The organism is Caldicoprobacter sp. (assembly GCF_047459465.1).
GTDB lineage: Bacteria > Bacillota > Clostridia > Caldicoprobacterales > Caldicoprobacteraceae > Caldicoprobacter.
In genome coordinates this window covers 1-8,775 of record NZ_VSCO01000076.1, presented here as the reverse complement: position 1 = coordinate 8,775, position 8,775 = coordinate 1, and the positions used below count along the sequence as shown (strand labels likewise).

The 8,775-nt window shown below is 42.5% G+C and carries 7 protein-coding genes; 6 read left to right on the top strand and 1 reads right to left on the bottom strand.

Features of this window, described 5'->3' with window-relative positions; translation table 11 throughout:
• The first annotated feature begins 549 nt into the window (after nucleotides 1-549).
• The 6 genes from FWJ59_RS06175 to FWJ59_RS06150 all read left to right on the top strand — a co-directional run bounded on the left by FWJ59_RS06175 (nucleotide 550) and on the right by FWJ59_RS06150 (nucleotide 8,270).
• Complete coding sequence (locus FWJ59_RS06175) at nucleotides 550-2,493, top strand: ABC transporter substrate-binding protein (RefSeq protein WP_414481092.1); 1,944 nt, start codon at nucleotides 550-552, stop codon at nucleotides 2,491-2,493.
• A gap of 176 nt (nucleotides 2,494-2,669) precedes the next feature.
• Complete coding sequence (locus FWJ59_RS06170; RefSeq protein ID WP_414481091.1) at nucleotides 2,670-3,656, top strand: ABC transporter permease; 987 nt, start codon at nucleotides 2,670-2,672, stop codon at nucleotides 3,654-3,656.
• Nucleotides 3,657-3,671: 15 nt separating this feature from the next.
• The gene (locus FWJ59_RS06165; protein WP_414481090.1) at nucleotides 3,672-5,495 is read left to right on the top strand and encodes an ABC transporter permease subunit; all 1,824 of its coding nucleotides are present in this window, start codon (nucleotides 3,672-3,674) and stop codon (nucleotides 5,493-5,495) included.
• 13 nt (nucleotides 5,496-5,508) lie between these two features.
• On the top strand, nucleotides 5,509-6,504 hold the full coding sequence (locus tag FWJ59_RS06160; RefSeq protein ID WP_414481089.1) for an ABC transporter ATP-binding protein: 996 nt from the start codon (nucleotides 5,509-5,511) through the stop codon (nucleotides 6,502-6,504).
• Complete coding sequence (locus tag FWJ59_RS06155; protein WP_414481088.1) at nucleotides 6,494-8,050, top strand: oligopeptide/dipeptide ABC transporter ATP-binding protein; 1,557 nt, start codon at nucleotides 6,494-6,496, stop codon at nucleotides 8,048-8,050. Before FWJ59_RS06160 ends, FWJ59_RS06155 begins: the two co-directional genes overlap by 11 nt.
• Nucleotides 8,051-8,075: 25 nt before the next feature.
• Nucleotides 8,076-8,270 (top strand): hypothetical protein, encoded by a 195-nt coding sequence (locus FWJ59_RS06150; protein ID WP_414481087.1) that lies wholly within the window; start codon nucleotides 8,076-8,078, stop codon nucleotides 8,268-8,270.
• 40 nt (nucleotides 8,271-8,310) lie between these two features.
• On the opposite strand, the gene FWJ59_RS06145 is transcribed toward FWJ59_RS06150, so the two are convergent.
• The coding region (locus tag FWJ59_RS06145; protein ID WP_414481086.1) for a dihydroxy-acid dehydratase at nucleotides 8,311-8,775 on the bottom strand (465 nt) is incomplete at its 5' end.

The following is an 8,775-nucleotide window of genomic DNA, read 5'->3' as shown; positions in this document are numbered from 1 at the left end:
CCTTTCAAAAAGATGCATAATTTGCAACTAATGCAATTTTGCGCTGCAAATTTGCTGTCTGTCATATATTGTTTTAAAAAATTTTTTTGCCTTTAAATGACTATAATAGCAAAATTTATGTATAATTAGATGAAAATTTATAAGCATATTTTGGGCACTGCACAATCTATTAGTCTCATAAAAATTGCTTTTTAGTGGCTTTTAAGAACCAAAATGTTTGCTGGATCGTTTCTATAAGTAAATATTTATACAAGTATGTGTAATTTTTAAAAACGAAATTTAAAGATGGCAAAAATGAATAGGACTATTGTATTATTATTCAAAAAATGATATAATATCATCTAACTAAAATAGTGCTGGTCTTCGCATGCAAAAACTGCAAAACCCGGTATGTAAAAATTGCGGAACAATGTGATTTATATATCCAAACAAATATATGAATTTGTTGGAAAGGACTTTATTGTGTTTTGACATGATTAAGTAATATAATATAGTTATTCGCCTATTAATAAAATTTTACATATATAAAAAAAGGAGGAGGAAAGATAAATGACAAAAAAACTATTGTCAATTTTTATCGTGATGGTTATGCTGTTTTCCTTAGCAGCATGTGGAAGAGGTTCTGAAGAGCCTGCTGGGACAACAGATGGTTCCGAAGAACCCGCTAAGACCGACAATGGTCAAGAACAAACCGATGAGACAAATGAAGGGTCTGAAGCAAAAGTAGGCGGCCAAATCATCATCGGAAATACTACCGAGCTATCCGGTGACTGGGTACCGTACTTCCAAAACAACGCAGCTGACTACGATATTTACAACTTTATTACGGGCTACAGCCTCGTGGAGACAACACATGAGGGCGAATTCGTAATAAACAAGACAGTCGTTGCAAAAGATCCTGAGGTCAAAGTAAATGAAGATGGTTCCAAGACCTATACCTGGACCATCAAAGATGGACTGACTTATAGCGATGGTACTCCCATTACAGCAAAAGATTACGTTGCTACCATAATGCTGTGGTCCTCGCCTGTAGTGGGTGAAATGGGAGGATCCAATACTGCTGGACAATACTTTGTAGGTTGGAAGGATTTTGCTACAGGTAAATCCAAAGTCTTCCCGGGCGTAAGGTTGATTGATGAGAAGACCTTCTCCTTCACCATCGACGCCGAGTATGTGCCATACTTCTACGAACTGGCTTTAGTAAGCTCATCGCCTACAAAGCTTTCCTTCTGGACCGATGAGACTGTAGACATTAAAGACGACGGACAAGGCTGCTATTTCACCGACAACTTTACGTTAGAGGCATATAAAGATAAGATAAATGCAGCAAGGAGAGCCATTCCAAGGCCTTCAACTGGTCCTTATGTGCTGGAAAGCTACGATGAGGCTTCTAAGACCGCCGTTTTGAAGATAAATCCGAAATTCCAGGGCAACTATGAAGGGCAGAAGCCCCACATCGAGACTATAATTTACAAGAAGGTAACCAGCGAAACAGCCCTTGACGAGCTTAAGACGGGTGGAGTGGATCTGCTAACTCACATGTCCGCTGGCAGTGAAATACAGGCAGGACTTGACTTAGTCGAAAGCGAAGAAGGCAAATTTGATTATATAGCCTATCCGCGTTCCGGATATGGAAAACTACACTTTGTATGCGATTTTGGTCCAACACAATATCCAGAGGTACGTCAGGCTATTGCTTACCTGCTTGATAGAAACGACTTTGCCAAGGCCTTTACCGGCGGATTTGGTTCTGTAGTAAATGGGCCTTATGGTGAGGCTATGTGGTTCTATATAGAAACAAAGGATGAGTTGAACCAGAAGTTGAATCACTATCCGTACAGCGTGGAAAAGGCCATAGAAGTACTGGAAAAAGGCGGCTGGATATACGATGAAAATGGCAATCCTTATCAAGAAGGCAAAGGCGTCCGACACAAGAAGACCGAGGACGGTAAGTTGATGCCGCTAATCATCGAGTGGGCAGCATCAGAACAAAACCCGGTATCCGAATTGCTGGTCGTAAAACTTCAGAAGAATCCTGACCTCGAAAAAGTCGGTATGAAGATCAACCAGACTGTGATGACCTTCTCAGAGCTGTTGAACTACCTGTACCGCGATGCTACGCAGGATCCCAAATATGGAGAACCCACGTACAATATGTTCAACCTGGGGACCGGCTTTACTCCAATGTATGATCTTTCGAACCAGTACACGATCGATCCTGAGCTTTATGCACAAGGTACCAACGAGAACTATATAAAGGACGAAAAGCTGGCAAAGTTGGCTCAGGAAATGGTAAAGGTAGATCCTAAGGATAGAGAGCTCTTCAAGAAGAAGTTCGTAGAGTTTATCGTAAGATGGAATGAACTGTTACCGGATCTGCCGCTTTACTCCAATATTTACCATGACTTCTTCAACGCTAAGTTGAAGAACTATAAAAACAACGACCTCATACAGCTAGTTGACGCTATACTGTATGCGTATGTAGAGGAATAATGAAGCCGCAGGGTATTGTGGTTAGGTCATAAAAGGTCATACAAGCTGTTATAGAAGAAATAGGGTATTTCAAAATACCCTATTTCTTCTATAAACTTTTTATGAACTTTTTACCAATTGTACATGGATTTTAAGGTTATCTTTAAACTAACTAAAAATAGCGGAGAGGGTATGTTATGGGAAAATACATTATAAAAAGAATTATCTATATGATATTCGTTTTTTTTGTTATGTCCTTTGTGCTGTTCTTTTTATACAACATGATTCCGGGCGATCCTGCCCGTGCTCAGCTGGAACCTCTAAAAAACAAGCTAACACCGGAAGAATACCAGTACAGATATGAGCAATTAAGGAAAACTATGGGCCTTGATGACCCATTAATCGTGCGCTATGGAAAATGGATTAGAAACACCCTCAAAGGCGATTTGGGAATGTCTATAGTATATAAGCAGCCGGTAATTGAGGTGGTTAAAACCCCCCTTAAGAATACGGTGTTCATAAATATATTCGCCATAGCTTTGGCTTTGGGCATAACCATACCCTTGGGTATTCACTGTGCAGTCAAGAAAAATTCGCTTTTCGATAAAACAGTACAGGTACTGACCATCGTTGGTTACAGCATCCCGGTATTCATTATTGTGCTGTTGTTCATCTATGTATTTGCTGTTATTCTAAGATGGTTCCCAGTAAGCGGTATGAGCACTCCCAACTTCAAGGGAACGCCCTTCCAGGCATTTTTGGATAGGTTGTACCATTTAGCATTACCTCTAATGGTGCTAACGGTGGGCTCGTTGGGTGGAATGACCAGGTATGTACGAGCAGCCATGATCGAGGCTTTGAGTATGGATTGCATAAAGACAGCAAGGGCCAAAGGATTAAAGGAAAAGGTGGTCATCTATTCCCATGCTTGGCGGAATGCCCTTTTGCCCGTTATTACGCTAATCATAGGATGGCTCATGAGCGTCTTTTCGGGTTCACTGGTAGTGGAAAGGATGTTCAACCTGCACGGCATGGGCAAATTCTATATTGACGCCCTATCAAATCAGGATTATAATGTGGCCTTGGCCATACAGATGTTTTATATAGTGATAGCCTTAATCGGCAATCTGATAACCGATCTGAGCTATGGACTAGTAGATCCACGCGTCAGAGTAAATCGATAATAGGAGGTAAAAAACATGAACGCAAATAAAAATTCCAACAACAAAAAACCCAGCTTCCTATACCTCCTATTTACAAAGTTGTTTGGAGGGAAAAAGCAGCTTTCTCTGTTGGAAGAGGAGCAGATGGAAAGTCCTTTTCGCATTGTTATAAATAATTTTAGAGATAATAAGGTTGCTATGACGGGATTAATAGTGTTTATTCTCATTTTCATCTTTGTTATGGTTGGACCTTATTTCTTCCCTATTGATCTATCCTTCGCTGAAACCAGCCAACAAAATGTGCCACCTGGCTTTGATTTGATGAAGGTACCTAAAGAATTGCAGGGAAAGATACAGCAAATATCTATAGGGCCAACCTTTAGCGTGGGCATATCCACAGATGGAAAGATTTATGTCTGGGGTAAAACAAAGGTTACCAAAGCAATTGATGTAAAGAATATGCCCAAGAATATGGGAAAAATTGTAAAAGTAGCAGCAGGGTATGATCATATACTTGCTATGAATGATAAAGGTCAGCTGTTCGCATGGGGTAGCAATAGAAACGGACAAGCCAACATCCCACCTGAAGTGGCAAAGCTGGATAACATAGTTGACATTAAAGCAGGATATCAATGCTCCATGGTTCTAACTGCGGATGGATATACCTATTTTTTTGGTAACTCCATGAACAACGACTATAACCCCAACCATAAATATCAAGGCCAGATTGCCCAGATAGAGCTCACCTCTGATGCCGTTGTGGGATTGACCTTTGATGGGCAGGTCGTCTATCTGGGGTATCAACAGAACAGCTATTCCAATATCCCCGAAAACATGGGTAAAGTGGTGGATATCGCTACCACAGCATCCACCATTGCTGCTGTAAACGAAGAAGGGCGCGTATTTGTATGGGGTAACGTAACCAAAGGCGAAGGCGATGTGCCCCATACCGAAAGTAAGATAGTAGACATACAGGGAGGAAGATATCATTATTCGGCCATAACGGAAGATGGAAAGGTTGTGGCTTGGGGCGCAAATTACTATAAACAGGCCTCTGTTCCCAAAAAACTTCAACAATTAGAGGTAACAAAGCTGTTTACGGGTTATTATCAGAATTATGCCGTCACTAAAGACGGAAAGCTTATAACCTGGGGCCTTAAAGGCTATCCGCTGGGAACCGATGATTTAGGTAGGGATATCCTAACACGCCTTGTACATGGCGGATTCATGACCATGACGGTAGGAGCCATCGCGGTCATCATTTCAACTATAATAGGCGTCATCATAGGCAGTATATCGGGTTATTTCGGCGGTAGGACGGACATGATATTGCAGCGCGTCACCGAAATGATATCGTCCTTGCCCTTTTTACCCTTTGTTATGATTTTATCGGCTTTGATTGGTAATTCGATGGATACCAATCAAAAGATCATGCTGATTATGGTCATACTGGGATTGCTTTCCTGGCCAGGCCTATCAAGGCTGGTACGCGCTCAGGTGCTTTCGGTCCGCGAGCAGGAATATGTAACTGCCGCTAGGGCAATGGGGGTAAAGCAGATAAACATCGTGTTTAAACATATATTGCCCAACGTAATTTCGGTCATACTGGTATCGGCAACTTTGGACTTTGCTACTTGTATGCTGATCGAAGCGACTCTATCGTTTTTAGGATTTGGAGTGCCGGCACCGTATCCTACGTGGGGAAATATGTTATACGGATCCAATAACAGCACCGTAATCCAAAATTACTGGTGGAGATGGGTATTTCCTTCCATCATACTGGGTATATGCGTAATATGCATCAATGTAATAGGCGATGGTTTACGCGATGCAATTGATCCAAGAACTCAAGAACGGTAGGGGGAATAATTAAATGGCTTTATTGGAAGTGAAAAATCTATATACTTTTTTCAAGACCAAGAGAGGGATTATCCGAGCAGTAAACGGTGTTTCCTACTCGGTGGAGCAAGGCAAAACGCTAGGCATTGTAGGTGAAAGCGGTAGCGGTAAAAGCGTCTCAGCCATGAGCATTATCAAGCTGCTGGATAGTAACGGGTATATCCACAGCGGAGAGATCATCTTCAATGGCAAAAACCTAGTGGATGTTCCCCTTCATGAGATGACCAAAATAAGGGGAAATGAGATATCGGCGATATTTCAGGAGCCAATGACATCCCTCAATCCTGTTTTTACAGTAGAGAGACAGGTAGCCGAACCGTTTATCGTCCATCAGGGGCTGAGCAAAAAAGAAGCTGCCAAAAAAGTTGTGGAAATGCTATCGCTGGTAAGAATTCCAAATCCCGAGAGGGTTGCTAAACAATACCCCCATCAGCTATCGGGTGGAATGAGACAAAGGGTCATGATTGCGATGGCCCTTGCATGTAGGCCTAAACTATTAATTGCGGATGAGCCTACTACTGCTCTAGATGTTACCATTCAGGCGCAAATCCTAAAACTGATGAATGATTTAAAGGCCGAGATTGGTACTTCCATCATATTCATTACCCACGACTTAGGAGTCATCAGCGAAATGGCAGATGATGTAGTTGTCATGTACTGCGGCCAGGTGGTAGAAAAAGCCCCTGTCAGAACCTTATTCGGAAAGGATACCCTGTACTCTCATCCCTATACAGAAGGGTTAATGTCTTCTATACCTAGACTTGACACCCCTGTAGGGGTTCGTCTGGAACCCATACCTGGTTCGGTACCGCATCCTCTTCATCTGCCTGAAGGTTGTAAATTTGCACCAAGATGTAAATACGCAACCGATAAATGCCACGCACAAGAGCCAGAGCTGGTCGAAGTTTCGCCAGGCCATCAGATTCGCTGCTTCTATCCGAGAAAAGGGGTGAGATCCAGTGGTCAATAAGGAGAAAAAGGTATTAATTAGAATACAGCATCTAAAGCAGTATTTCCCGATTAAGAAATCCAGCATCTTTTCCAGAGAACAACTATATGTAAGAGCAAACGATGATATATCATTGGAGATTTATGAGGGCGAAACCCTGGGTCTGGTGGGTGAAAGCGGATGCGGTAAATCTACCCTAGGTCGTACCATATTACAGCTGTATGAGCAGACTGCAGGCCGTACCATATATTATGGACGTAAAGTGGACGATATAGCTCCTAAATATGTGTTAAACCTTCTGAAAAATCTACCAAAAGAGTACAGCAGGCTAAAGAGGTTAGAAGAAGAACAAGAAAGAATGAAGAAAGAATATATGTCACTCCCAGAAGGCGACAAAAAGCAAAAAGCTCTGGAAAAACTTCAAAACAAAGAAAGAGAAGCAGAAGATCTATTTCTCGACATCGTTCAGCTAATTGGCGGATTGATTGTGGCTGACGATTTAAAAGCAGTATCGGCTACCTTGCTGGAAGAATACAAAAAAAGATTTGAAATTAGTAACTTAAAAAATAAAATAGGGGATTACGAGGCAAAGCTTAGAGAGAAAAAATCCATGCTAAGTACAAAAGGAAAGAGCCAAGCTGAAATTGAACAGGCCACTAAAAAGCTGGTAAAACAAATAGAAAGTAAAAGGGAACTCCTTAAATTCAAGGAAAAGGAACTAGAGGAAATACAACAGCGGGTGGAAAAGTTAAGAGCGCAGTATAGATCCAACCCAGACTTTGAAAAGTACGAATCTTACAGGGACGATGGTATCAACCTAGCCAAGTTGACTGAAAGCGAGATGAGATTGCTGCGGAAAGACCTCCAGCTAATATTCCAGGATCCATATTCGTCCCTTAATCCACGAATGACAGTAGGCCAAATTATAGCTGAAGGCCTGTTGGCACATAATATGTTTAAGAAAAGGGATAAAGCTTTACAGGATTATATACTGGAAACCATGGATAAATGCGGATTGGCGCCCTATTTCCTGCACCGTTACCCCCACCAGTTTTCTGGCGGTCAACGGCAGCGCATAGGCATTGCTCGTTCCATAGCTTTGAAACCCAAGTTTATAGTATGTGACGAAGCGGTATCCGCCTTAGATGTATCCATTCAATCACAGATCATAAACCTGTTGCTAGACCTAAAAGAGCAGGAGAATTTGACTTATTTGTTTATATCCCACGACCTAAGCGTCATAAAATACATCAGCGACAGAGTGGGGGTAATGTATCTGGGCAATATAGTGGAACTGGCTGATACGCAGGAGCTTTTCTCCCGCCCAATGCATCCGTATACCGAGGCGCTTTTATCAGCCATTCCAACCACTGATATAGATGCTAAAAAGGAACCAATTATTTTGGAAGGAGACATTCCCAGCCCCATCAATCCTCCTCCAGGGTGTAAATTCCACACCAGGTGCAGATACTGCACAGATATTTGCAAAAAGGTGGTACCACAGCTGGAAGAGGTTAGGCCGGGACACTTTGTAGCCTGTCACCATAAATTGAACGTAGAGGAGTAACTCCGAAAGGTTTGATGAAGGCATGATGTTCTATGGCAAATTCAATCGGGCCATGGAATGGCTAAAACAGCAAAACAAAGACAAAAAGCAGGACGGCGACCAGGAAGATTTAAAGCTGGACAGGTCCGATATATTAGCCTTGATGCTCTCAGCTCTTCTGGTATTCGGCCCTATAATCCTATTCTTGATCGCAGTTGCCATTCTGGTATGGATCACCTAATATTAGCTCAAATAAAAAAGCTGCAAATTTGCAGCTTTTTTTACTTATTCTTAAGCACGGCGCCGGTACTGGCCGAAGTGACCAACCTGGCATACCTTCCCAGATAGCCGTGTTTCACCTTTGGCTCAGGCGCCTTCCATTTTGCCAGCCGCTCCTTGAGCTCCTGTTCGTTTATCTTTATATCCAACCTGCCCTCTGGAATGTTGATGCTTATGATGTCCCCTTCCTGCACCACCGCGATAGGGCCGCCTTCCATTGCTTCTGGAGATATATGGCCAATGGAGGCACCCCTGGTAGCACCCGAAAAGCGCCCATCGGTAAGAAGAGCCACATCTTTATCAAGTCCCATACCCGCAATAGCCGATGTCGGCGACAGCATTTCCTTCATTCCGGGGCCTCCCTTTGGCCCTTCATAGCGTATGACCACCACATCCCCTTTTTTGATTTTACCACCCAGTATAGCTTCAAAGGCTTCCTCTTCCGAATCAAAAACCCTGGCCGGCCC

Bases quoted from the DNA above. Each gene is read 5' to 3' on its own strand.
- FWJ59_RS06175 (WP_414481092.1), top strand. From the start codon at position 550: ATGACAAAAAAACTATTGTCAATTTTTATCGTGATGGTTATGCTGTTT.
- FWJ59_RS06170 (WP_414481091.1), top strand. From the start codon at position 2,670: ATGGGAAAATACATTATAAAAAGAATTATCTATATGATATTCGTTTTT.
- FWJ59_RS06165 (WP_414481090.1), top strand. From the start codon at position 3,672: ATGAACGCAAATAAAAATTCCAACAACAAAAAACCCAGCTTCCTATAC.
- FWJ59_RS06160 (WP_414481089.1), top strand. From the start codon at position 5,509: ATGGCTTTATTGGAAGTGAAAAATCTATATACTTTTTTCAAGACCAAG.
- FWJ59_RS06150 (WP_414481087.1), top strand. From the start codon at position 8,076: ATGTTCTATGGCAAATTCAATCGGGCCATGGAATGGCTAAAACAGCAA.